This window comes from Thiospirochaeta perfilievii (assembly GCF_008329945.1).
GTDB lineage: Bacteria > Spirochaetota > Spirochaetia > DSM-2461 > DSM-2461 > Thiospirochaeta > Thiospirochaeta perfilievii.
Genome location: NZ_CP035807.1, coordinates 1,585,967 through 1,610,299, shown reverse-complemented (window position 1 = coordinate 1,610,299; position 24,333 = coordinate 1,585,967). Strand labels below are relative to the sequence as shown.

The window sequence follows — 24,333 nt, the reverse complement described above, 5'->3', positions numbered from 1 at the left end:
AAATATAATGTTTATTTAGCTATCTATTTTATTTAGATATTTTAGGAGTTTAGGCTTATCTATTAAGTCGATAAGTCTAGCTTCTACAAAACTCTGTGCACCCTCTGTATAGTTTCCTATGGTGAAACAGAAACCTCTACCAGCTCTAGTGTCCTTTAGTCTTGCATATAACTCTCTTATAATTAATTCCCCTACATCTCGTTCAGATCTCATAAATTTAAAAAGGATAATATCCTCCCACTTTCTATTCTTTACTTCGGCTACAATCTCGATAAAGTCTGAACTTCCCTGGACTATATCGGTTATCTTAATTGAAGATTTGGAAAATGTGGCAGAGACTATGTTTTTACAAAGGTTAATAAACTCAGGAGTTTGTGCATTTAAATAAGTACCTAAATTTTTATTTAGGGATAACTCTTTAAATCTATTAAGTAAAATAGGTACATCTTTATAGTTCGGAGCTAGAGTATTTACCTTACGTAGATTATTTATTGAATCTTCATGTTGACCTGTCTTAGCAAATACTAGGGCTAATCGATAATACATCTCAATTTTAACATCAGATGAGATATTCTTGTGTCTTAAACCAACTTCAAAGTCTACAATTGCGTCATCGTAATTACGTAGTGTAGTATTAATAGTTCCAGCAAATAGTGCTGCATTAGGACCCCATATCGCGTCCTGTCTAAGACCAGTAAAGAGTTTTAAAGCTCTATCTGTTTGATTTACCTTATGACAACATTTAGCAAAGTTGAAAATAGTCTCTTTATCGCTATAGTCCGCCTCAACAGCTTTTGCAAGGTGGGGATAAGCTAGCTTGTAATCCTTTAATTTAAAAAAACTAAGTCCAAGATATTTTCTGTTTTCAATATCACTAGGTCTAGAGTCAACACACTGTTTTAACAAACCTGCTGCCTTATCGTATTTTTTTAATTTATACTCAATCTTACCTAATGTAGAGTTTAATGTGTAGTTCTCTTTATCTAAACTCCAGGAGAATAGGAGTGACTTATATGCGGTTTCCATAGAGTTTAAATTATATGCACACATCCCATATCTAAAGTTAATTAAACCTTGATCCAATTGGGAATTTGTTGCACAAAGATCTAGAAGTATCCTATATGTTTGTAATGCTTTATCAAAGTTGTTTTCATTATAATATATATCTGCTAAAATCAATAAAGCTGATGGATCTCTAGGGTTATGTGCTAGCTTCCTAGTAGCCTCTTTTAAAAGTGTTTTTCTATCTTTTTTAGTTTCTACTTTATGTCCGGCACTGTTTTTAAAATAAAACACTATACCTACAGATGCAGTTAGAACTAAGATTATTATTATAAGCGCTATAAAGTTTGTTGTCATAGAGTTATTATGGTATTAGTAAACTTTAAATGTCAAGAAAGTAAATTAAATAGGGATATAAAGGTATATATTTGTTGTTAAATAAATTAGATGTAAGAAAAACTATATTAGGTTTTTCTGTTATGTTAATGATATTACTTACTCACTCCTGCTCATTTAATCGAGTATATGGTCTAAAAAAAGAAGAATTTTTAAATAAGGTTGCAAACAAGGATTATAATTTTATATTAGAGGTGGATTACTTAAAAAATAGTATTAAAGAGATTAATCGCCTAGGGAAAGGGGCTTCATATTATATGTCCTTTGTTTATAAGAATAATAATATGCTTCTTTTTAGTAACAAATTATTATATCAAGAGATTCAAAATAGAGACTCCTACTATGGTCCAAAGGCTGCAAACCAGCTATTAAAGCAGCTATTAGCAGAGAGGGATTATGTAAAAGCTGAAGCCCACGCTATAGATTTTTTAGATACGTATAAGGGTGACTTCCCATGGATAACTAAACAGTTAATCGAAGCCCTCTATTGGCAAAAGAAGGACTCTCAGGTTATTCCTTATATTGAAAACTTAGATAGGTCAAATTATACTGATTATGCTAATTATGAACTAGATATGCTTAAAACAGTTTCAAGTGCTAGATTAGGTATTCCTACATGGGAGAATGAGTATCGTTCTCTATTTCTAAATCAACCACTATCCCCACTTTTAAAAAGAGCTTACTCCTTTATTGATGTCTATCCAAAATATGGAGAAGGTTTCTCCCGGAATGAAAAGGATTATTTTAAAGCATTGGCCCTTGCTAGTGGGGGGGAAAACACTGAGGCACAGGAGATTATACGAAATCTACTCTATACAGAGGATTGGATATTCTCAACAGAGCAATCTATTAGAAATGTATCAAAGATTATAAAGGATTCAAGATATATATCATCAAATCTATCTGCTTTTAAATATGCTGTAGGAGTTTCTCCTGAGGAGAGTTATCATAACGGTTTAGTCTCTTACGCCTCTCTGTTTTTCAATATCGAGAGCTATTCAAATGTTATAAATTTATTAGAAACTGAGATTCAATATATTAAAATGGGTAAAACAAAGGATGATGCAATTTGGCTCTATCTTTTAAGTCTATCCCATATTGGTAGGGATCGTGTTGTGTCAAATTTAAACTTTTATGTGGATAAACTAAGTGGTGAGAACTACGCCTCAGATATAATTGATCATATTATTACCGCCCTTGTACAAAATAAGGAGTGGGAGTCTATGTTGGAGATACAACCTATTGTTGAAAAATATGGAGACTTAAGTGATAAATCAAGAGTCTCTTGGATTATCTCCAGAATGTACTTTTATAATTATATCGATAGTGAAAATAAGAATAAATCTATAATAGATGAATTAGACAAAATTGTTACCAGTGATAGTTATACTTATTATTCATATATAGCAAATGCACTACTTAAAAGGGAGTCTAATTTAATACTAGAAGATCCTTTAGAGCCGGTAGAGCTAAATAGTAATGATAAGTGGATTGGTGGATTTTTAGACTTTGGATTAGAAGATGAGGCTTTAAACTTTTCTAAGCAAGTTAAAGATCTTAATTACTCTGTTTCGATTAAAGTTGCAACTCTTCTTACAAATGAGGGAAAACATTTAGAAACTCTTAGGTTTATGGCAAGTGCAGGTGTTCCCCTTAACAAGGAGAGCTTTCCTCTATATTATCCCCTACCTTACAAAAATAAAATTGTTGAAATAGCACAATTATATAATTTCCCACCAACTCTATTTTCTGGTTTAATTAGAACTGAGAGTGGTTTTGATATGGATGTAGTATCATCAGCTGGAGCTGTTGGGTTATCCCAATTGATGCCTGAAACAGCAGTTGAGCAAGCTAACGATATTGGGATGGGTATTCCCGATCTAAATGATCCAGATATAAATATTCTACTAGGTGGTACATATATAGATTGGTTAGTTGATAGGTTTTATACATATCCTATATCTCTTATGGCTTATAACGCAGGGCCTGGAAATGTTTGGAGTTGGCAAAGATTGTGGGGTGACCTACCTGATGAGCTGTTTATTGAGGCTGCTCCTTTTAAGGAGACTAGGAATTATGTTCCTAAAATAATTAAAGCCGCAATCTATTATGGTCATGAAGAGTATGATGTCCAGCCCTATGAAATTATTAAGCAAATATATAGCGATATAGAGTAATATCCATTTTTAGACTCAATTTAAGGTTAAAAATAGTTTAATTATTCCGATACATTTTAATAAGGAGAATTGAATTGTTAAAAAAACAAGACAAGGCTGCAGCTTATAGTTTATTAGTTGCAGGTACTTTACAGCTAATATTATTATTAATCCTGTTTTTAGGCTTTACTGGAGATCCCTTTTCTAGGTTTTTATATAATGCATTTTTTGTTTCATCACTGTTTTTACCAGCATTATTATTTTTAGGAGCCTATTTAATAATTAAGAAACCCCTAAATAAGCGACTATTTTATTATTCAATTGCATCAATAGTTATATTCTTCCCTGTTTCTACAATGATAAAAATAATGTTCACAGATAATCTAGATCCAGTTATAAGTTTTTTACATAAGTACTTTGATACTCCAGGTAGGGAGTGGGGATCTATTTTAATTCTGTTAGGTTTTATATTAATTTTAATTTTATCTAGTAGAATTGTTGTAAAGAGATTAACAGATAGTAGTGAAAATGAAGTTTCTGATGCTACTAGTAATGTTAAAAATCCCTTTGGAGTTATCGATGAACTTGAAGAGCAACTTCCTGTCCATATTGTTGCTGAAGAGGAAGAAATTGAACTTGATGTTGCAGATGAACTTGATGTTGCAGATGAACTTGATGTTGCAGATGAACTTGATGTTGCAGATGAACTTGATGTTGAAGATGAACTTGATGTTGAAGATGAACTTGATGTTGAAGATGAAGATGAAGATCAGGCAGAAGATTTAAGTTTTCAGATTTCTCAAATAAAAAATGAAATTAAAGAGTATTATATTGAGGAAGAGGATGATGAGAAGGGTCGTTCTATTCCATTTGAGGAACCAACTTTTCCTGAGACTACCGAGGAAGTTGATATTGATGCTTATGATGAAACTAATAAAAACTTTAGTGATATTATTAATACAGAGCTAACAAAGGATGAATACGCATTTATAAATAGTTTTGATGATATAGAGACATTTAGTGCTGACTCAAACATTGTTTTTGAAGAGGATCCAGCTATAGAGTTTCTGTCTAGGGATTATGAAGATGATTATTCTGAAGATGATTCTTCTGAGGATAGTGATGTTAAGACAGAGAGAAAGACTCGAATATTAATGCCCGAAGAAGACTCCTATGATGATATAAATAGAAGTGAAGATTATATAGTTCCTGTAGGTGGAATATTAAACGTTTCAGAGGACAACTCATATCAAGAAATTGATGATGCAACTAAAAGATCGGCTGCAATATTAGAACAAACATTGGAAGAGTTTAATATAAAAGGAAAAGTTACTGGAATAAAGAAGGGGCCAGTTATTACAATGTTTGAACTTCTTCCTGCACCTGGGGTTAAGTTGTCAAAAATTGTAAATTTATCGGATAATATAGCCCTAGGATTAGCAGCTTCTAGCGTTAGAATAGTAGCCCCTATTCCAGGAAAACACGCTGTTGGTATAGAGGTTCCTAATAAAAAAAGATCTATAGTAACATTTAGTGAACTTATTGATGCAGATGAAAAAAGCTTCGATGAAGATGCTGTTCCAATTGTACTTGGGAAAAGTATCAATGGTGATAATAAAATTATAGACTTGGCAAAAACACCCCATCTTCTAATTGCTGGAGCAACAGGAGCAGGTAAGTCGGTGTGTGTAAACTCATTAATATGTTCAATACTATGTAAAAGATCCCATAACGATGTAAAATTAATTATGGTTGACCCTAAAATTGTAGAGTTAAAACTTTACAATGGGATTCCCCACTTATTAACTCCAGTAATAACAGACCCTAAAAGAGCATTCCAGGCTATACAGTGGTGCCTATATGAAATGGAAAGAAGATATGCTCTATTAGATTCTATGGGTGTAAGGGATATTAAATCTTATAATAAAAGAATTAAAGAGCAGAAAATTGCAACTACAAAATTACCATATCTTGTATTAATAGTAGATGAGTTTGCAGACCTTATGGCTACATCTGGTAAGGAGTTAGAAGCGATATTGGCCCGTCTTGCTGCAATGAGTCGTGCGGTAGGTATACATCTTGTATTAGCAACTCAAAGACCATCTATCGATGTTATTACAGGTTTAATAAAGGCTAACTTCCCATCTAGAATTGCTTTTATGGTTTCCAGTAAGACAGACTCACGGATAATTTTAGATGGAATGGGTGCAGAGAAGCTTCTAGGTCGTGGGGATATGTTATTTACATCCTCTTGGGATCCATTCCCTGTGCGAATTCAAGGATCCTTCTTATCAGATGAAGAGGTAGAAAGTGTTGTTGATTATGTTAAAGGTTTAGGTGAGCCAGAATATATAGATGATGAAATTTTTATGGATGAAGATGATGAAGGGGATGACGATTCAGATAACTCCTTTTTTGGTGATGATCCTCTTTTTAATAGAGCTTTGGAAATTGTTATTACAGCTGGTAAAGCATCCGCTTCATTTCTACAAAGAAGATTGAAAATTGGATATAATAGGGCTGCTAGGCTAGTAGAAGAGATGGAGGAGAGGGGTATAATCGGTCCACAAAATGGTAGTAAGCCTAGGGAGATATTAAGAGTCCCAGATAGCCATAAGGAGGTAAATGAGTTTGTATAAGGATTATAAGTTTTTTGATAAAAAAATTAAAGTAATCGCCCATCGTGGTGATTCTAAGTACTATCCTGAAAACTCAAGTTTAGCCTTCCAAAGTGCTGTTGATTTAGGTGTAGATATTATTGAAACGGATGTTCATATTAGTGTTGATGGAGTTATCTTTGTCTGGCACGATGAGGATACCTGGCAACTTGATGGTAATAAATCCAAGGTCTCAACAAGGAGATGGTCAGACTTATGTGAACTTGACCTTGGGTTTTTATATATTGATAAGAGTGGTAAAAGACCTTTCTCTAGTAAAAATATTAAACTTATGACCTTTGAAGATGTTCTTATTAACTTTCCAGATACTAGATTTAATGTTGATTTAAAGGATAAGGACAGTAAACTTGTAAAAGGGATGTATAATCTATTAGAAAAATATGATGCTTTTGATAGGGTTGTAGTCGCTTCTTTCCATAGTGAAAATCTTAAGAGTATTAGAAAAATATCAAATAGAGTTGCAACATCCTATGGGCGTAGTGAAGTTAGGTTAAGAGTTGTTTTAACAAAGCTAAAACTGTTTAGGTCTATCTCTAGATTTTTAATAAAACCCCCTGTAATGCAAGTACCTGTAACCTCCAATGGAACTCTAGTTGTAACTAGGTATTTTATAAAGGTTCTTCATAAAAGAGGTATAAAGATACAGGTTTGGACAATAAACAGTGAGTATGAAATGAGGAGATTGTTCAAACTAGGTGTAGATGGGGTTATGACAGATGATCCAAGGCTTTTGATTAAAGTTGTTAATGAACTTAAATCTGATTCACTCTAAAAAATAGTTTAAAAGGTAGCTATGCTGGTGTAGTTCAGCCCTATTTTTTTTATAGTTTTTGTCAAATCTATTAACTATTTTCCAAAAATTGACTGAGTGATTCATCTCGACTAGGTGAGAAACTTCATGGATTACTAGATATTTTATTAGATGTTCTGGTGTTAAAATTATTTTCCAGTTGTAATTTAGATTTTTCTTACCACTACAGCTTCCCCATCTTGTTTTTGTGGATTTTATATAAATATTATTAAATGTAACACCTAATTCACTGCAATAGTATTTTGAGAGAGAGGTTAATTTCTTCCTTGCATAACTTCTATACCACTTTATTAGTTCCCTCTCTATATCTAATTTTTTATAACCTATATATATCTTATCTCTAATTAGAGCAGTTTTTGTTATATTGTTTTTTTTGCATAGTTCTCTATTTACACCCTCTAGGGGTATAGACTCTCCAATTATAAACTTATGTCTATTAGAGTTTATATTATGTTCGTTGAGCTTTCTTTCAATCCATAGTTTGTGTTTATCAATAAAACTCATAATATCGATATTTGTTATAAAGTTAGGAGCTTTAACTAAAACTTCTCCATTGGATGTTATATTTAGCACAATGCTCTTTCTTTTACTTTTTTTTATCCCTATTGGAATCTGTTTTTTATCATAATTGTAGAACAACTTACTTGTCATAAAAAAAACTCTATATGTAAATCCTATATATAACAAGGTGGAGGATCAGTTGATATTTATAATAAGAATATATGATAAGGGATATTATAATATCTCTATATAGTTCTTACCCTTTTTCTTTGCTATTTTTAAAGCTTTTTCGGCTCTCTCTATAATAACAACCTCATCATCACTCTCTTTAGATAATGTTAGGCCAAAGGATGTTGTAATAGATCCAACTCTAACAAAGTTATACTCCTCAATTTCATTTTTTAATTTTTCAGTATGGTTCTTTAAATCATCTAATTCTATATCGGAGTATATAATTAAAAACTTGTCTCCCCACCATCTACCAAAAAGATCTACGCTCCTAATCTTAGATTTAATAAGTGTTGCTATCTCTTTTAATAAATAATCACCAATACTATGGGAGAGTTTCTCGTTAACTTCTTTTAAATTATCTATACCTATTAAACTAATACCTATAGTTTTTTTGGATCTTCTACTCCGAGCAAACTCCATCTGCAACTCTATATCTAACCTATTTCTATTTAGTATATCAGTTAAGGGGTCAATATTTTCCACCTTAATCAACTCTTCATTTTTATCCTTTAATTCCTGTTCTAGTCTGCTTTTATCAAGAGAAAGCCTGTTTATCTTTCTGTTTTGTAAAAAAAGGTCATGGTATAATATTATAGCTATTACAATAATAATTGTGAATTCAATCAAATATAACCCCTTTAAAAATTAACTAATATTAATACTATGAAGTAAGCTGTAAGGAGTCAATATTTTTTTATAACTGTATCATTACCACATTAAGTTGATTTTTTATTTGTTATACGGATTCAGAATATAAAAAAAGAAAAGACATTATAATAGAAATTGATGATAATAGAATAAAAAATAATTAAACGAAATAACCTTTCGCAATGATTTGTAATAATAAGAAAATAAATGAATGGTATCGCCTGGAAAAGGAGTTAAGTTATGGAGCAGCTATCTGACTTGAAAGCAATATTACACTCAAAACGAGCAAATATCTATTATATAGAAAAGTGTAGAGTCATGTAAAAAGGGGCATTGTGGTTTATATGCATAGAAACCTTTTGATCATTCTTCCATCTATTGAAGAGTCTTCCAAATTGTGATGTCCTCAATCCATCTGGATACTCTGCAATATACTCCTCTCATAATAGCTGTAAAGTTACTCCCTTTTTTTTTAAGTTCTATAGCATATTGTGGGAACTTAGCAATGAGCATTTCAGCTTTATGTGATACAACTTTCTTTTCATAAAATTCTAATGATAAGTCCGAATCACTCATCTCCTTTATCTGGTCATACTCTAATCCTGACTCACTAAAGGATTTACAAATTTTAGCTATAGTTGGTCTGGATAGATTCACAACATTACTGATAGCCCTATCGCTTAAATTACATACATAATTAAGTCTAATAATTTCTCTGGTCTGTTTCATACCTGTCCTCTTTCTAGGCAATACTTACTCCTTTTAAATTATTCTAAAGTAGTAAGTATGCCTCATTTATTGAGGTTAATTGATATGCTAAATTGAAAACCCATTAATACCTAAATTATGGTAAACTTTGGAGGGGTTTGAGTGGCAACTTTCAGTGGGTTTTTCCAATCTTTATTAACATTGTTATTTGATTATATATTAATTGTTATTTTAGGTTGAATGTGCTTTTTAGTAATTTTTTTCCTTCTGAGTTTACTGAAATAGTTTACAATAAAAAAATGCTTGCTTTATTTTTTTATTTTAAATATGCTGATTCTACATTTGGTACCAATGTAAAAAAAATTATATAAAAAGGAAAATATAAATAATAAAAAAAATTATAACAATCTTGTTTTTATTAGTTGCTTTTAGCAGTATTTCTTCAGCGCAATCTAGTCAGCCTCTTGAAGAAAATTTATTCTCGGAAATTAATGGTATACAATTAAGTGATTCAGAAATTGTAATTATAACTGGAGGGATGTATCCTGGAGATTACGGTTATTCTAAAGCAGGTTTAAAGAAGGCTAGAGAGAATAATCAAGTGAATATCATAAAGCAGTAGATAGATCTAACACTAATACAGTTAGTTCATCTACAAGTACGACTAATTCTCATGGAACATCAGGTGGAGTAGATGCTGGAGTACATGCTCGTATGAAAGCCAATCGTTCAAAAACTTATAATTCTAGTTATACAGTAACAATAGGTAACTCTGCAGCTGCAGCAGAAGCTAAAAAATTATATTCGGATTTAAATGCTGCAAAAGCAAGACAAAACTCACTTGATGATCTAAAAAGAACAAGAAGGAGATAATATTAGGTTCCAAGTTGAGACTTGGAACCTATAAAAATATGGAATTACTATTTAATACTGGATTCATTTCTTATATATGTATAATTACTTTATTTTCTGGAAGCATATATTGTTTAAACGGAAATAGTATAACTAAACAAAAAAAGTTTAGATTTAAGATCTTACTTTCAATTTCAATAGTTTATTTGACAAATAGGGAATTAGCCTTTTCTAGAGGAATATCTGTGGATATTCTATATTGTTTTTTTTGGAATGACCTTGATATTTTATCAAACTTGAGAAGTCATATAGTAGAAGTTTCATTATATGTATTATTAGGCTGTCTAGCTGTTATACTCCCAATAATATTAAATAAAAAATTTAGAAAATCTATTTTTAATTTTAAGTTTGAATCGGATAGATTGTTTGTTATAATAGTTATTGTAATCACTTTGAACATTATTATTTCTTATTTAATAGGAATTAAAGACTCTATAATAAGTGCAAAACTTTTTCATTATAGTATTAATACAACTGGTCTCCTAAGAGGAGTAATTTATGAGATTCTCAAGTATACATTTTTTGGTCTTTTAGAAGAGTTTTTTTTTATTTTTTCATTTGCATTTTTCATAGAATATATTTTAAGAGAGAGTGAATACTCAGAGAATAAAAAAAGTTTTATAACTGTATTAGCTATATCAATACCCTTTTTGTTGTCCCATGAATATTCATTTATCATTAGTAACGGTTCAGGGATACTCTTTGTTTACTCATTATTTACTAGGTTGTATCAGGTATTTATATCAGTTTATATTAGAAAAAAAACTAATAATATACTTTTAACAACTTTAATTCATATGTTATGGAATGTTTCTGTGAGTTTACCAGCATATTTAGATAATATTTAGGAGTTTTAGTCATGAAAATTGTAAGCAATTTTAATTTTTTGGTTCTATTTTTAAGTTTTATATTATTAATCATTCAAATTTTTGAGTTTTTTATATGATACTGATAATTGCAACACTACTTAGCTTAGTAACTCCTAAAGAAACGATGAGATTTAGTTATATAAATGAACAAAATTTTGATAATTCTTGTGGTTATTCAGTTGTATCATCTTTATTAGATATTTACTGGAATATTCCTACAACAGAAGAGGATGTTTTCAATAATTACTTGAATATTGATAAAGATAAGAATGAAATCAAATCAAATATGTTTTTTATGTGTGAATATATTGAAAAAAAAGGGATTAAAACAAAGGTCTTTAAGATGAATATAATTCAGTTGAATGAAGCAATAAAAAAAATATCCCCCATTATTGTTCATTATGATAAACCATATGAACAATAACTGAGTTTACTAAACAGAAAAATATTAAACAAACAACCTTTCAGAATTGGCTTAGGAGATTAAAGGAAACAGAGTCCGAAAAGCTTGTGAAAGTTAAATTGAAATCAGAGAAACCTTTAGAGCCAACGCTGCTAATGAATAATTGTATTAAACTGGGGATCCCTGCTGGGTAGCTTAGAAATCTGTTTGTAAAAGCAATAACTATTCTTTCCAGTTCACTACCGCATAGGTAGTTTAGAAATCTCATTTATCCTTGAAAACTATCGCATTTAAGTTCACTATCGTATACTGTACAAGTCTATAAAAAGATTGCCAAGGTAACAAAGAAGATTGAAATATTATCCCTAAAAACAGTAAGGGAGAAGCTAGCCTATCTGTTGTTATATAACAGTTCTAGTTTAAATGAGAATAAAATCTCTCTATTAGTAAATAAGATTTCAGTCTCCAGGGAGGCTGTCTCTAGGGAGATCTCTAAGATGCAAATAGATGGAGTTATACGTAAAAAGGATAACTACATAGAGATTCTAGACAAAGAGGGCCTAGAGTCCTATTTAGGATAACTAAATTAAACCTAGAGTAATAATTACAACAACCCCCAACACTATTCTATAAAATCCAAAAGCTTTAAAGTCATGTTTCTTAATATAAGACATAAGGAATTTTATTGTTAGTACAGAGACTATAAATGCTGTTATCATCCCAATAATAAGTATAAAAACTTCATTCTGTGTAAATACAAATCCAAACTTTAATATTTTTAAAAGACTGGCACCAAACATTACCGGTATTGCAAGGAAGAATGTAAACTCAGCAGCTATAGTTCTCGATGTTCCTATTAACATTGCACCAATAATTGTAGCTCCCGACCTAGATGTTCCTGGTATAAGAGCTAAAACCTGAAATATCCCTATATAAAGAGCTGATCTATAAGGTAGTTCACTAAGTTTGTTAACTGTAAAAGTTCTGTTTTTACTTCGATTTTCAACTAATATAAAAATAATACCATAAAGGATTAGGGTAATTGAAACTGTTATGTAATTATAAAATAGTTCATCTATCTTATCATCTAAAAGTACTCCTATAACTCCTGCTGGTATACAGGCTATTAGTATCTTATACCATAGAACCATAGTAGGTTTATGAATTCTAATTCCATTATTATTTGTTAGTGGTATTAATTTTTTGAAGAATATTACAACAACTGCCATTATTGCACCTAACTGTATAACAACAAAAAACATCTCTTTAAATGCATCGGTTGCATCTATACTCATAAATTGATCCACAAGGATCATGTGGCCTGTAGAACTTACGGGTAACCACTCTGTTATACCTTCGACTATTCCTAGAATAATTACTTTTATTACTTCAAAAAATTCCATTATAATGTTCCTATTTTTCCTATTAATATTCCAAATTAAATTTATATCAGTTATTTAAACTTTTTATAAATATAAAAGGGGCTGTTGCAAAAGTCATTATGACTTTCAACAGCCTTTTTTTATTTATAAACGTGATTTTCAGTAGTTTTCAAAATAAAAGGGACCACAAAGTAGTCCCAACGTGCTAAAATTTGGTTGTTGACATCAAAAAGGAGCACGTAAATGTATATTACAGACTTTTGCAATCATAAACAATCATATTTAGACTTAAATATTTCTATTCCATTAAAAGTAACAGACCATGAAGCGGCACTAATGCTTATGTTACAGGGTCTAGATTATAGTAAATTTGAAAAACCTAAGAAGAAGTCTGGACGACCTCCTGCTGTGGATAGTTATACAATGATGCTGATACTTCTATATGCTCGAACACAGGGAAAGTATAGCTCTCGTGATACCGAGAAGTTATGCAAGAGAGATCTCTTTCTATTAAAAGTTCTTGATGGTAAAAAAGCTCCTGACCATTCAACCATAGATAGATTCATACAACAGCACTCAGATGCAATAGACAACCTTTTTTATCAGCAAATTAATCGTCTCGGATCTTTGGGAGAATTAACAAAAAATATAGTTTTCCAAGATGGAACCAAAATTGAGTCCAAAGCTAACAGATATACATTTATTTGGAAAAAATCTATTAAAAAGAACCTTCCTAAACTAATAAATCATATAGAAGAAATAATACATGAATCTGTAAACTTATATCCAATAGAATTAGAGAATAGTTCTCCCGAAGATGCTCTAAAAAGTATAATAGAGTATTTAATGGGAACTACTGATAACCTGAAGCCAAATAAAACAGGACGTGGTCATCGGATTACAGCGGAACAGAGAATATTTAGAGATACTAACATATATTTAAAGAAATTAGAGGATTACAAGAATCAACTAGATGCTATGCCCGAGCGAAATAGTATGAGTAAAACTGATCCCGATGCTACTTTTATGAGGATGAAAGAGGACCATATGCGGAATGGACAATTGAAACCTGCATATAATCTTCAGGTTCTAGTTGATGGAGGTTATATTGTTGGAAACTACGCTAGTTCAGACAGAACTGATTACGCAACAATGATTCCAGCTATCGACCACATGCATGAAAGAATAGATTGGAAGTATAAAAAATATTGTGCTGATAGTGGGTATGATTGTCAGCACAACCATGAGGCATTGGAAAAAAGGGACATTGAGTCATATATAAAGCCAATGAAATATGAACACTCAAAAAAGAGGAAAGTAAAATCAGACATTGGGCTAAAGGATAATATGACCTATGATAAGGACAATGATTGTTTCATCTGTTCTAGAGGTAAAAAGTTAGTTCTAAAACATCTGAAAGTTAAGAAGGATAAGTATGGTAATGAGCAAGTTACGCATGTATACAGATGTAAACGAGGGTGTAAAAGTTGCCTTGTAAAATCTGCCTGTATGAAAAAAAGTAAAGCAAAATATAAACAGGTACAGATAAATCATACTCTTGCAGAGTTTCAGAGAAAATCTACTGAAAGGATTTCTAGTCCCTTAGGTAAAGAGATAAGGGTTAACAGAAGTATTCAAGCTGAAGGAGCTTTTGCACAGATAAAAAATAACTGGTCATTTAAAAGGTTCTTAAGAAAAGGGATTAAAGGTATACATACAGATTGGAATCTGATGTGTATGTCTATGAATATTATTCACTTGGGTTATAGACTAGCAAGAAATGAACTTGGTATCCCATTTTACCATACCCTTGAAAATTCCGCTTAGACTTTAGAGTTGATAACTATTATAAGTCGTCTCATTTTATTTGGTATTACAATCTAACTTTAAATTAAAAAGCTGTTAGAAGAGGATTTTCTTCCGTTTTTATACAATTTTTATCATAATTTATATTCTTTATGTTTATAAACAAAAAAGACTGTTACAAAATATTACTTTTGCAACAGCCCCTTTTAATATATTAAAAATTATTTCGCAACAATATTAACTAGTTTCCCTGGCACAGCAATAACTTTTACAATAGTTTTTCCATCAGTATGGGTTTTTATATTGTCATCTTCAAAAGCTGCCTTTTCCATATCCTCTTTAGATATATCAGCTGGCATTTGAAGTTTTGCTCTTAACTTTCCATTGACTTGAATAACAATTGTTACTTCATCATCCTTTGTTAGCTCTTCATCAAACTCTGGCCATGTCTCATTTGCTATAATTGTATCATGCCCTAGAATTTGCCATATCTCTTCTGCAATATGTGGTGTATATGGAGCAAGTAATTTAATAAATGGTTCAAATATTGCCCTATTTACCTTTTCATCCTTGTAGTTCTCGTTAACAAATATCATCATCTGGGCAATACCTGTATTAAACTCTAATCTACTAGTATCATGGGTTAACTTTTTTATAGTTTTATGAAGACTCTTTAACTGTTCCTTAGTTGGAGCCTCTTCTGAAACCTCTCGGTTTGCCATGTTCCAAACTCTGTTTAAGAAACGGTAAACACCGGAAATCCCACTTGTATCCCATGGCTTTGTTACCTCTAAAGGTCCCATAAACATCTCGTAAAGTCTCATAGAGTCTGCGCCATACTCTTTAATAACATCATCTGGATTAATAACATTACCAAGGGATTTAGACATTTTAATTCCACCCTCTCCAAGGATCATTCCTTGATTTATTAATCTTTGGAATGGTTCTCTTGTTGATACAAGGCCTAAATCGTGTAAAACATGGTGCCAGAAACGTGCATATAATAGGTGGAGTACTGCGTGTTCAGCTCCTCCCACATATAAGCCTACAGGCATCCAATACTCTTCCTTCTCTTTAGAGCAGAAAGCTTCTGTATTTTTTGGGTCAATATATCTTAGGTAGTACCAGCATGAACCAGCCCACTGTGGCATAGTGTTTGTCTCTCTCTTTGCAGCTTCACCACATTTAGGGCAGCTACAATTAACCCACTCATCAATGTTTGCAAGGGGAGATTCCCCAGTTCCTGATGGTTCATAGCTAGTAACATTTGGTAACTCTAAAGGTAGTTCATTCTCAGGAACAGGTACAGTACCACATGTTGGACAGTGAATTAGAGGTATTGGTTCTCCCCAGTATCTCTGTCTACTAAATACCCAGTCTCTTAGTTTATAGTTAACAGATTTAAACCCAATTTTCTCCTCTTCTAACCATGAAATTATAGCCTTTATTGCATCCTGGGTTTTCATACCATCAAATTTTCCAGAGTTAACTGCAATTCCATCCTTAGCAGGGTAAACTTCGGTAAGTTCTGTAATATTTCCATCTCTAGAAACAACTTGTTTTATAGGTAGATTAAAAGTTTTAGCAAATTCCCAGTCTCTCTCATCGTGGGCAGGAACAGCCATAATAGCACCGGTTCCATAGGAAATTAAAATATAATCAGATATCCAAACAGGGATTTTGTCTCCATTTACAGGGTTTATAGCGTATGCTCCAGTAAAAACCCCAGTTTTACCCTTAGCTAGGTCAGTTCTCTCTAAATCTGATTTTAAGGCTGCCTGGTTTTTATAATCTTCAACAGCATCCTTATACTCATTAGTTGTTATCTCTTCTACTAGTTTGTGTTCTGGGGATAAAACCATATATGTTGCCCCAAAAAGAGTGTCTGGTCTAGTTGTATAAACCTCGATTTCACCTTCACCTTTCTCTAGCTTAAATACAACATTAGCCCCTTCCGACCTACCTATCCAGTTATTCTGCATAGCTTTTACAGATTCGGTCCAGCTAATATTATTTAGCCCTTCTAGTAGACTGTCACCATACTTTGTTATTTCAAACATCCACTGTCTTAGATTTTTTCTTGAAACCTTAGTTCCACATCTATCACAGCCTCCGTCTTTTACTTCTTCATTTGCTAGTCCAGTTTTACACTCAGGACACCAATTTATTGGAGTCTCTGCTTCGTATGCGAGACCTTTCTTGTATAGTTGTAAAAATATCCACTGGGTCCACTTGTAATACTCGGATGTATGTGTTGAAACTTCCCTGTCCCAGTCATAACAAAATCCTAGGGACTTTATCTGTCTTCTAAAATTATCAATGTTAGCCACTGTTGTTGCTTCAGGATGTGTTCCTGTTTTTATTGCGTAGTTTTCGGCTGGGAGACCAAATGAGTCAAAACCCATAGGATGGAGGACATTGTATCCGTTCATTCTTAGGTATCTACAGTACATATCTGTTGCTGTATAACCTTCAGGGTGACCTACATGGAGACCTGCTCCTGAGGGATATGGAAACATATCCAAAACGTACATTCTTTTCTCTTTAGGAAAACTAGGATCTTCAGTTACCTTAAATGTCTTATTCTCTTCCCAGTAATTCTGCCATTTTTTTTCTATCTCTGTAAAATTATAACTACTCATGGAAACGATAATATCAGAAGTAGATAAGTTGGTCTAGAAAGATTATCTTTTTCCCCTACATCTGTAGCATCCTAAAACGTGAACATGGTTTTTACCGGGTTTTTCAAACAATCTGGCAATTACAAACTCTTTTGATTGAAGTTCTTTTTTACATGATGGGCATATACGTTGGGATTTCTCTTTATATTTAGTTTTTGGATGCTCTTTGTAACAGTAGGGACAGCCATATATATGCATAATTGTATCACCCTTGGATCTATATATTATTGAGTGTACTCTTTCGTTTTTCTGAAGGGGCCACTGGCATATCGGGCATGGTTTTCCTGTTGGAAGTTGTTCCGTTGCTACCTGTTTTATCTCCTTATAACTTCCTTTAGTATAAAAAAGTAAAATAATTATTAGAAATAGTATTGAAAAAACTAAAATATAAGGAAACATAGCTCATAATATTTTTTATAACTTTAAAAAGCAAGTTGTCTTTTTAAATTTAATAAGAATGTGCTATTATTAGATTATGAGTGATTTAGATGATATTCTTGGACTACCTTCAAAGGGGTCTAATAATAATGATTCTCCTGTTGATCTTAATATAAATCCATCTTTTAATGATCTTTTTGAAGATGAAATAGTTGATGGAAATGAGGTAGTAGATAGGGAAGAGTTTGAAGAAATAACTGTTTTTAAAACTAAACCAGTTAAAAATTTATATGATGAAAAGTACTATAAAAGAGCGTTACAAGGTGAGGGAGAGATAGCTCAGAAACTCCACTCTTCCCTGGCTAAATTTTTAAAAGCCAAGGATCCCCAGGATAAAACTATGTTTAGAAATAGGCTTCAACCTGTATATTGGGACTTTATAGAGGCTCTATCCCAAAAAGTAGGGAACGCTCTGTCCTTGGAAAAGAAATTTTTACTAAGATATGCTTTACTACTTCCTACCTTGGTAAATAGGGATCAGTTGGAAAACCTCTCTGTTATTATACAGGATAATATCCATGGAGAACCTGTACACTATTTTGACGAGTGGTTAGAGATGGTTACATTAGGTGATGTAAACCCCTTAGGTTCAGATGAGGAACCTATTAAAAATAAAAAAAGCAGAGGTACTTCTGGCCTAAGAATGCAGAAGGATAAATTCTCAGGAGCTCTAGATAGTAGACTAGGGTCTTTAAAGATTCTACAAAAAAAACGTTCATCTGCTGAAAAGTCTATAATTGATAATGTTAGAGAGCTTGCAAATCATACTCAACATCCTGTATTTCCTTCTATAGAGATGGGTTACACAGTTTTACAAAAAACAGCATTAACAGATCTAATAAACTCTACTAAAGAGCTTCAAAGGTTAGACCGTGAGTATACATTAGGTATACAAGAGGCAAAGTTAGCCCAATCAAAACTGGATAAAGTTGTAGAGAGAATGAATGATGAACCTACAGAGGTTGTTAACCCCGCGATAATTAAAAAAGAGGTTAATAATTTAAGGCAGATTCATAAAATGTGTGTAGGAAGACAGGGAAATCATTTTCCTATACTTCACGGGTCTTATATAACTTCTAATTTTAATGATATTGCAACAAGAGAACAGATCTTGAAGGTTATGAAATATGTGGAGGATATTGATCCTGGTGTTTTTAGAAGAACTCATAGAAGGGAGACCCATAGAATTGTTCCCCATATTATAATTATTCCCTGTTATGGAGATAAAGGTATATGTTGGGAGCCCTTTGAGAAGTATAATAGAGCTTCAAGTAGGGGACGAGTAGCAGTACCTCTATATCCTAAGGATATAAAACTTGCGGTTATTACCGCATTAGCAGATCTTAGGTGGGAAGTTGCTAAGGCAAAGGCCCAATACTACTGGATGGAAGAGGGGATAACTGGAAAGTATTTTCAATGGTTTGAAGAGAGAAAACTAAAGGGTGATGTTAAGCTTAGGTTTATTGAGGACTATATTCTTTGGATAACAAAGGAGAGTGTTGGTACTCAAAAACTTGAAAAAGATGTTAGAGGGATATTTTGGAGGAATATACCATTTCCAAAAGAGCTTAGAGAGCATCTACGGAATCGTGGTTTTGTTTATAGCGAACTTTATAAAAAAGATACAAATAGAGAGTTAAGTGACGGATACTAAAAAAAGAAGGTAGTTAAACTACCTTCTTCTCTGTTTAAAAATTGGTTCTAAATATTTTTCTAAGTCATATTTCTTTTGGATATACTTTGTAATTTTTGAGTATGTAATAAATGCTAAAACCATACCACCAAAAATAGCACCAATTAGAAATGGAATATATATTGAACTTCCAGGTTCATAACCTAAGCCACGTAAAAGAGCTGAAGTTCCAGCAAGTAGTCCAAAGATAAATATAAACATTAATAATATATTTAAAATTGTCCCAGCTATAATGAAAAGTAGCGTACTTAATTTTTTATTCATATTATATTCCTCCTCCTATCTTTAAGAATAATGAATATTATCATAATTATTCCACAGATGACTACCATTAAGTCTGCAATATTAACTAATGGTAATGTAAAGATAGTTTTTACTTGAAAAAACCTCCCATTATTTATCATGTTTCCAATAACCCCACCACAAATAATCCATAATAAATAGTTCTCAAGGGGAGTTGTATTTTTTAAATTATATATACCCACAATTAGAAGTGAAATAATAATAATTGGAAGAGCATACTCTGTTATTGATAAATCCGAACCCTCTAAACTACTGATATTTATAGATAAGTATTTACTCTTAATAATAACAAACTCTCTGCTTTTAAGAAGATATTTACTTAACTGGTCAAGGGTTAATAGGAAAAATGTAGTAATTATAGGGCCCCTATTCAATTTAAGCCCCTGTGGGAATATCAATAAATATAGTCTCTAGATTAAACTCAGTTTTTAACCAGTTTCCTACTAGCTGTACACCAAAAACCTCAGTGGCATAGTGCCCTGCTGATATCATATTTATCCCTTCTTCAAGGCAAGTGTGATATACCTCGTGACTTCTATCCCCTGTAATAAAAAGATCAATACCTTGATCTATTGCTTCTAAAACAGAGAAGGGGGAGCCTCCTGAAACAATAGCTACTGAAGAAACTGAGTTTTTACCTCCTGGGACTATAAAAGCTGGCTCATTATCTCCTAATAGTAACTTTTTAATTTCGTCTATACTGTTTTTTTCAGGGAGTCTGCCTTTAATTCCAATGTTGTTTGACTTGTATTTACCAAAGGGTTCTAAATCTACTAACCCTAACTTATCTGCAATACCAGCGTTATTTCCTAGTATTGGATGCGCATCTAAGGGGAGGTGGCATGCAATTAGAGATATGTTATTTTTTATTAGGAACTCTACTCTTTTATAGTGGGAACCTGTAATGGCTAATGGCCGACCCCAAAAAAGTCCATGATGTACAAATATAACATCTGCACCCTGTTTTTTTGCCTGCTTAAAGCCCTCTAAAGAAGCGTCTACTAAAAGTGCTACTTTTGAAACATCCTGATTTAAGTCTCCTACTTGAACTCCATTTAAAGATGAGTCTGATGGGGCAAACTGTTGCAAATTAAGCTTGTCAAATATCAATTTATTCAATTCGTGTAATTTCATAAAATAATTTTAGCTATAAATTTATCCTGGGGCAAGTAAATATAAAAGTTTGTTGTTCTTTTATTCTCTATTATGTTATAATTGTAATATGATATCAGAGGCTCAGAAGGAAAAAATATTTTCCGCATTAACAAAATCAATACCTATAACAATAACTACTCATAAAGTATCTAGAGATACTGAGTTAAGAATAGAGGCTATATTAGAGTTAATATTAAGTGAGTTTGGCTTAATTGAAGTTCATGACAAGATATCCTACTGTCTTAAAGAGATTATCACTAATGCAAAAAAAGCTAACACTAAACGAATCTATTTTGAAAAAAATGGTCTAAGAATGGACTCTCCAGAGGATTATAAAAGAGGTATGACATCTTTTAAAGAGGATACCCTGTCTAATATTGATTATTATCTTAAACTGCAAGAAGAGGCGGGGTTATATGTAAAGATATCCTTTCATGCCCAGGGTAGTGTTTTAATGTTAACTGTTAGAAATAATTCTGAGATATCACAAAAAGAGCTTTCTAGGGTCTATGATAGAATGGCTAGAGCTAGAACTTATCACTCTATGGAAGAAGCTTTTTCTGAAATTCTAGATGACTCTGAGGGTGCTGGTCTTGGTATAGTAATTATGGTTTTAATGTTAAAAAAGATTGGTTTAACAGAAGAGGCTTTTGAGATATCAGTAAATGATGGTGTTACATCCGCAGCGTTGACCCTAAAAATGGCAGATGTTAGAGCTGAAGGTATTGAATTATTAATAGATGAAATAGTTAATGGAATTGATAGTATACCTCAATTCCCTGAGAATATTAGAAGGATTCAGGATTTAATTAATGATAAAGACTCTTCTATGACTGATATTGCTAAACAGATTAGTATCGACCCTGCTATGACAGCAGACGTATTAAAAATTGTAAATTCCTCCCAATTTATGCTTCCAAATAAGGTTGAGAATTTATTAAGTGCTGTCTCTTTAATTGGTATGAAGGGGTTAAGAGACTTAATATTAAGATATGGAGCACAAAAAACACTTAAATTTGAGGGTAGTCGTAAACTTTGGGAACACTCCCACTTTGTAGCTTTCTCTGCCTACTCATTAGCTAGAGCTAGAAGGTTATCTAAAGATATTGCAGAAGATGCATTTATGGGTGGTATTTTACACGATATAGGTAAAGCTGTTTTTGCAAATATAAGTGCAGGTTTAATGACACGTTTTGAAAAAATTGCTAAAAGTAAATCCCTACCTACTAAAATAATTGAGGACCTGTTCGCAGGCTATAATCATGCTGAGATTGGAGCTAGAATTGCAGAGAAATGGAATTTCCCTGACTCTCTAGTTAGCTGTATTCGTTATCACCATGACCCACTAAAGTGTAAGAAAGGGGATAAAGGGTATGTTTTTGCTGTATATTTAGCAAATATTTTTGCAGGTTATCTTTCAGGTGATATTATTTTTGAGCAGATAGACCCTACAGTTTTAACGTTTTTTCATATTAATGATGAGGATGAACTTAAGGTTATTATTTCTGAACTTGAAGGTAAATTTGAAAGAGAGAAATCAACCTTTTAATAGTTTTTCACTCCATCTATGTAGAAGTATTGCTGTTGCATTTGCTACATTTAATGAGCTTTTTCCTCCATGTAGAGGGATTGTTACTCGTCCTAAACTACTATCTGCAAGCTTTAGAGCTTCTGGCGATACACCTAGCTCTTCACTACCTATAAAAACAGTTGCATTATCTGGGAAGTCAAACTCATCAATAGGTGTTCCTCCAAGTTCCAGTGCAAAAAACGGCCCTTTTATAGAGTCTAAGTCAGTAATTTCCCAATCTATCCTATCTATACAGCCCATTGCTGTTCGTTTTGCTCTGTTATGATTAGGTTTTGTAGAGTCCTGGGAAATAAGTATCTTTGATACTCCAAAACACTCACTAGTTCTAAAAATAGATCCTAAGTTAAATGGAGATCTTATATCATCTAGATATAAGTTAATTCCTAATTTTATTTTTTTTGAAATAAAGTTATCTACAGGTGCTGTAAAATCCCACTCACTAGGCTCAATATTTAAGTTAGCCATTATTAAATGTTTTAAACTATTTATACTTCGTTGATTAATTTGTCCAAATGCTAGCTCTTTTGCCCTTTGTGATAGATTAACTTCATTGCCTATCTCTAATAGAATACTATTATAATAACTATCACTTAATTTTGATCCTCTCTTTAGAATATTTTCAATTTCTTCGAGGATTATTAAATATTTTCTTAGTCTTGTGCTCTCTTTTAGGCTTCGTAATTTTCTTAATGTAATCAAAATGCTCTTTCTACAACTTCCATAGTCTTGCTATTATCACTATTTATTTCTGAAAACTGTTTTAAAGTGTAGCCTAGGTCCGCTAACCTATTGGATAACCCATTTGAGTGTAATAGTTCCATTATTTTAATAGATAGTTCTTCTTCATTATTTATTTCCAGAAGTCTAGGAAGTAGTTTTGTTCCAATTATATGGGGGGAACATTTAAATCTAGATCCAACTAACCATGTATATTCTGTAATGTTTAATTCTGATAAAGTTGATGCTCCGTGATAAAGTGCAACAGTTAAACCGTATCTTAAAAGGTTATTTGAATTAATATTTTTATTATCTACATCATCTAATAATCTTAGAAATAGGTTCCTACTCTCATATTTTGCAATAGGATTATTCTCTTTATTTGTAAAAAGCTCTGCTAGGACTAATAACATAGATATTGAGTTTAGAGTCGAGTCAATATCATCCTCTTGACGTAAAAAGTCATTTGCAATTTCTATACTATTAATTCTATCGTAGGATAAGTTAATTGATTGGGATTTAGTTCCAATCCTGTTTGCAAATATTGCTTGGGGTATTAATAGGTAAGGATTATTATATGTTGTTGGGAGTTCAAAATAGTATAGAGATAGTGTCTGAGCTAAATATCTACCGCTCATTCTCTCATTTATATCTCCAATAGAGATAATTGATGATACATTAAAATTTTCAGCCCGAATTTGAAGCTCTTTCAATTCATCATGACTAATAAAATTACTCTTTTGATCATACTGGATAAATGTTAGATTAATACTCTTTAAGCTTTTTTTTAAAGTTTCAATTGAATGTTTATCTTTAACATTGGTAGAACAGATAAGGAGAATCCTTCCACCAATATCTTTTAATTTATTGCCTAATTCTAAAGGAGTATTTGAATTTATATATAATTCCGGGCTACTCTTAGAAAGTGTAAACATCTCTGTTATAAGCCAAAATCTTCCATGATTTTATCAGCAACACTATTAATTACTTTATCATTTATATAGTTTGGATCTTCTAATTTAGCTTTAACTTCAGCTACCCTATTAGCTCTAATATCCGGTGCATTTTTAGCAATTGTAGAAGCCTTTATAAGTTCTGACTTGCTCATAGCAGATTTTGATACCTTAATGGAGTCTGGACTACTCTTTTGTTGTGTTTCTTGAACCTTGTTTTTTTTGTTTATGTTATTTACTGGATCTGAAGGTCCAATTTTGTTTATTGTCATAACTTCTCCTTAGGTCTTTTTATAATC

At 32.1% G+C, this 24,333-nt stretch carries 23 protein-coding genes; 10 read left to right on the top strand and 13 right to left on the bottom strand.

The window, feature by feature from the left end; translation table 11 throughout:
• Positions 1-15: 15 nt before the first annotated feature.
• Entirely contained in the window at positions 16-1,359 is a 1,344-nt protein-coding gene (locus EW093_RS07290) for a tetratricopeptide repeat protein (RefSeq protein WP_149567759.1), read from the bottom strand.
• Positions 1,360-1,430: 71 nt separating this feature from the next.
• Between EW093_RS07290 and EW093_RS07285 the strand changes: the two genes are divergently transcribed.
• From EW093_RS07285 to EW093_RS07275, 3 genes are all read left to right on the top strand, one after another.
• Positions 1,431-3,575 (top strand): flagellar assembly lytic transglycosylase, encoded by a 2,145-nt coding sequence (locus EW093_RS07285; protein WP_149567758.1) that lies wholly within the window; start codon positions 1,431-1,433, stop codon positions 3,573-3,575.
• A gap of 74 nt (positions 3,576-3,649) precedes the next feature.
• Complete coding sequence (locus tag EW093_RS07280) at positions 3,650-6,193, top strand: DNA translocase FtsK (RefSeq protein WP_246745084.1); 2,544 nt, start codon at positions 3,650-3,652, stop codon at positions 6,191-6,193.
• Positions 6,180-7,004, top strand: a complete 825-nt coding sequence (locus EW093_RS07275) for a glycerophosphodiester phosphodiesterase family protein (RefSeq protein WP_149567757.1) — start codon at positions 6,180-6,182, stop codon at positions 7,002-7,004. Before EW093_RS07280 ends, EW093_RS07275 begins: the two co-directional genes overlap by 14 nt.
• Here EW093_RS07275 and EW093_RS07270 read toward each other — a convergent pair.
• The 3 genes from EW093_RS07270 to EW093_RS07260 form a co-directional block, all read right to left on the bottom strand.
• Positions 6,996-7,694 carry a M48 family metallopeptidase gene (locus EW093_RS07270; RefSeq protein WP_149567756.1) on the bottom strand — a complete coding sequence of 233 codons (699 nt, stop codon included), beginning with the start codon at positions 7,692-7,694 and terminating at the stop codon, positions 6,996-6,998. The two genes, EW093_RS07275 and EW093_RS07270, sit on opposite strands and share 9 nt — an antisense overlap.
• Positions 7,695-7,778: 84 nt before the next feature.
• Positions 7,779-8,402 carry a GGDEF domain-containing protein gene (locus EW093_RS07265; RefSeq protein ID WP_149567755.1) on the bottom strand — a complete coding sequence of 208 codons (624 nt, stop codon included), beginning with the start codon at positions 8,400-8,402 and terminating at the stop codon, positions 7,779-7,781.
• Between the two features lie 396 nt (positions 8,403-8,798).
• Positions 8,799-9,152, bottom strand: coding sequence for a hypothetical protein (locus tag EW093_RS07260; RefSeq protein ID WP_149567754.1), 354 nt, complete (start codon positions 9,150-9,152; stop codon positions 8,799-8,801).
• A 693-nt stretch (positions 9,153-9,845) separates the two neighbouring features.
• Between EW093_RS07260 and EW093_RS17295 the strand changes: the two genes are divergently transcribed.
• From EW093_RS17295 to EW093_RS07245, 4 genes are all read left to right on the top strand, one after another.
• Positions 9,846-10,004 (top strand): hypothetical protein, encoded by a 159-nt coding sequence (locus EW093_RS17295; protein WP_187759876.1) that lies wholly within the window; start codon positions 9,846-9,848, stop codon positions 10,002-10,004.
• 224 nt (positions 10,005-10,228) lie between these two features.
• Positions 10,229-10,891, top strand: a complete 663-nt coding sequence (locus EW093_RS07255; RefSeq protein WP_187759875.1) for a CPBP family intramembrane metalloprotease — start codon at positions 10,229-10,231, stop codon at positions 10,889-10,891.
• Positions 10,892-10,985: 94 nt separating this feature from the next.
• Positions 10,986-11,336: a cysteine peptidase family C39 domain-containing protein gene (locus EW093_RS07250; protein ID WP_149567752.1), complete on the top strand. Its 351-nt coding sequence runs from the start codon at positions 10,986-10,988 to the stop codon at positions 11,334-11,336.
• 377 nt (positions 11,337-11,713) lie between these two features.
• Positions 11,714-11,896, top strand: coding sequence for a helix-turn-helix domain-containing protein (locus EW093_RS07245; RefSeq protein WP_187759874.1), 183 nt, complete (start codon positions 11,714-11,716; stop codon positions 11,894-11,896).
• On the opposite strand, the gene EW093_RS07240 is transcribed toward EW093_RS07245, so the two are convergent.
• Positions 11,897-12,718, bottom strand: a complete 822-nt coding sequence (locus EW093_RS07240) for an undecaprenyl-diphosphate phosphatase (RefSeq protein WP_149567750.1) — start codon at positions 12,716-12,718, stop codon at positions 11,897-11,899.
• Between the two features lie 222 nt (positions 12,719-12,940).
• Here EW093_RS07240 and EW093_RS07235 point away from each other — a divergent pair, with 222 nt between their 5' ends.
• Positions 12,941-14,524 (top strand): IS1182 family transposase, encoded by a 1,584-nt coding sequence (locus EW093_RS07235; RefSeq protein WP_149567749.1) that lies wholly within the window; start codon positions 12,941-12,943, stop codon positions 14,522-14,524.
• A 200-nt stretch (positions 14,525-14,724) separates the two neighbouring features.
• Here the strand turns inward: EW093_RS07235 and leuS are convergent, their stop codons facing one another.
• Both leuS and EW093_RS07225 read right to left on the bottom strand, forming a co-directional pair.
• A complete protein-coding gene (leuS, locus tag EW093_RS07230) occupies positions 14,725-17,145 on the bottom strand; it encodes a leucine--tRNA ligase (RefSeq protein WP_149567748.1) in 2,421 nt (806 codons plus the stop codon).
• A gap of 42 nt (positions 17,146-17,187) precedes the next feature.
• Positions 17,188-17,583: a hypothetical protein gene (locus tag EW093_RS07225; protein WP_149567747.1), complete on the bottom strand. Its 396-nt coding sequence runs from the start codon at positions 17,581-17,583 to the stop codon at positions 17,188-17,190.
• Positions 17,584-17,659: 76 nt separating this feature from the next.
• On the opposite strand from EW093_RS07225, the gene EW093_RS07220 reads away from it, so the two are divergent.
• Complete coding sequence (locus EW093_RS07220) at positions 17,660-19,276, top strand: hypothetical protein (protein WP_149567746.1); 1,617 nt, start codon at positions 17,660-17,662, stop codon at positions 19,274-19,276.
• A gap of 18 nt (positions 19,277-19,294) precedes the next feature.
• Here EW093_RS07220 and EW093_RS07215 read toward each other — a convergent pair whose 3' ends face one another.
• The 3 genes from EW093_RS07215 to EW093_RS07205 are packed head-to-tail and all read right to left on the bottom strand — an operon-like array spanning position 19,295 to position 20,752.
• A complete protein-coding gene (locus tag EW093_RS07215) occupies positions 19,295-19,579 on the bottom strand; it encodes a leader peptide processing enzyme (protein ID WP_149567745.1) in 285 nt (94 codons plus the stop codon).
• Positions 19,576-19,992, bottom strand: a complete 417-nt coding sequence (locus EW093_RS07210) for a signal peptidase II (RefSeq protein ID WP_187759873.1) — start codon at positions 19,990-19,992, stop codon at positions 19,576-19,578. Before EW093_RS07210 ends, EW093_RS07215 begins: the two co-directional genes overlap by 4 nt.
• A gap of 1 nt (position 19,993) precedes the next feature.
• Positions 19,994-20,752 carry a Nif3-like dinuclear metal center hexameric protein gene (locus EW093_RS07205; protein WP_149567743.1) on the bottom strand — a complete coding sequence of 253 codons (759 nt, stop codon included), beginning with the start codon at positions 20,750-20,752 and terminating at the stop codon, positions 19,994-19,996.
• 88 nt (positions 20,753-20,840) lie between these two features.
• Here EW093_RS07205 and EW093_RS07200 point away from each other — a divergent pair, with 88 nt between their 5' ends.
• Positions 20,841-22,322, top strand: a complete 1,482-nt coding sequence (locus EW093_RS07200; protein WP_149567742.1) for an HDOD domain-containing protein — start codon at positions 20,841-20,843, stop codon at positions 22,320-22,322.
• Here the strand turns inward: EW093_RS07200 and EW093_RS07195 are convergent.
• Genes EW093_RS07195 through EW093_RS07185 form a run of 3 tightly spaced genes read right to left on the bottom strand, consistent with a single transcriptional unit; the run spans position 22,311 to position 24,306 of the window.
• Positions 22,311-23,063: a TrmH family RNA methyltransferase gene (locus tag EW093_RS07195; protein ID WP_149567741.1), complete on the bottom strand. Its 753-nt coding sequence runs from the start codon at positions 23,061-23,063 to the stop codon at positions 22,311-22,313. The genes EW093_RS07200 and EW093_RS07195 overlap by 12 nt on opposite strands.
• Entirely contained in the window at positions 23,060-24,016 is a 957-nt protein-coding gene (locus tag EW093_RS07190; protein WP_149567740.1) for a dehydroquinate synthase/iron-containing alcohol dehydrogenase family protein, read from the bottom strand. Before EW093_RS07190 ends, EW093_RS07195 begins: the two co-directional genes overlap by 4 nt.
• Before the next feature lie 5 nt (positions 24,017-24,021).
• Positions 24,022-24,306 (bottom strand): flagellar biosynthesis anti-sigma factor FlgM, encoded by a 285-nt coding sequence (locus EW093_RS07185; protein WP_149567739.1) that lies wholly within the window; start codon positions 24,304-24,306, stop codon positions 24,022-24,024.
• Positions 24,307-24,333 lie beyond the last annotated feature (27 nt).

Bases quoted from the DNA above. Each gene is read 5' to 3' on its own strand.
- EW093_RS07290 (WP_149567759.1), bottom strand. From the start codon at position 1,359: ATGACAACAAACTTTATAGCGCTTATAATAATAATCTTAGTTCTAACT.
- EW093_RS07275 (WP_149567757.1), top strand. From the start codon at position 6,180: ATGAGTTTGTATAAGGATTATAAGTTTTTTGATAAAAAAATTAAAGTA.
- EW093_RS07270 (WP_149567756.1), bottom strand. From the start codon at position 7,694: ATGACAAGTAAGTTGTTCTACAATTATGATAAAAAACAGATTCCAATA.
- EW093_RS07260 (WP_149567754.1), bottom strand. From the start codon at position 9,152: ATGAAACAGACCAGAGAAATTATTAGACTTAATTATGTATGTAATTTA.
- EW093_RS17295 (WP_187759876.1), top strand. From the start codon at position 9,846: ATGAAAGCCAATCGTTCAAAAACTTATAATTCTAGTTATACAGTAACA.
- EW093_RS07250 (WP_149567752.1), top strand. From the start codon at position 10,986: ATGATACTGATAATTGCAACACTACTTAGCTTAGTAACTCCTAAAGAA.
- EW093_RS07240 (WP_149567750.1), bottom strand. From the start codon at position 12,718: ATGGAATTTTTTGAAGTAATAAAAGTAATTATTCTAGGAATAGTCGAA.
- EW093_RS07235 (WP_149567749.1), top strand. From the start codon at position 12,941: ATGTATATTACAGACTTTTGCAATCATAAACAATCATATTTAGACTTA.
- leuS (WP_149567748.1), bottom strand. From the start codon at position 17,145: ATGAGTAGTTATAATTTTACAGAGATAGAAAAAAAATGGCAGAATTAC.
- EW093_RS07225 (WP_149567747.1), bottom strand. From the start codon at position 17,583: ATGTTTCCTTATATTTTAGTTTTTTCAATACTATTTCTAATAATTATT.
- EW093_RS07220 (WP_149567746.1), top strand. From the start codon at position 17,660: ATGAGTGATTTAGATGATATTCTTGGACTACCTTCAAAGGGGTCTAAT.
- EW093_RS07215 (WP_149567745.1), bottom strand. From the start codon at position 19,579: ATGAATAAAAAATTAAGTACGCTACTTTTCATTATAGCTGGGACAATT.
- EW093_RS07205 (WP_149567743.1), bottom strand. From the start codon at position 20,752: ATGAAATTACACGAATTGAATAAATTGATATTTGACAAGCTTAATTTG.
- EW093_RS07200 (WP_149567742.1), top strand. From the start codon at position 20,841: ATGATATCAGAGGCTCAGAAGGAAAAAATATTTTCCGCATTAACAAAA.
- EW093_RS07190 (WP_149567740.1), bottom strand. From the start codon at position 24,016: ATGTTTACACTTTCTAAGAGTAGCCCGGAATTATATATAAATTCAAAT.
- EW093_RS07185 (WP_149567739.1), bottom strand. From the start codon at position 24,306: ATGACAATAAACAAAATTGGACCTTCAGATCCAGTAAATAACATAAAC.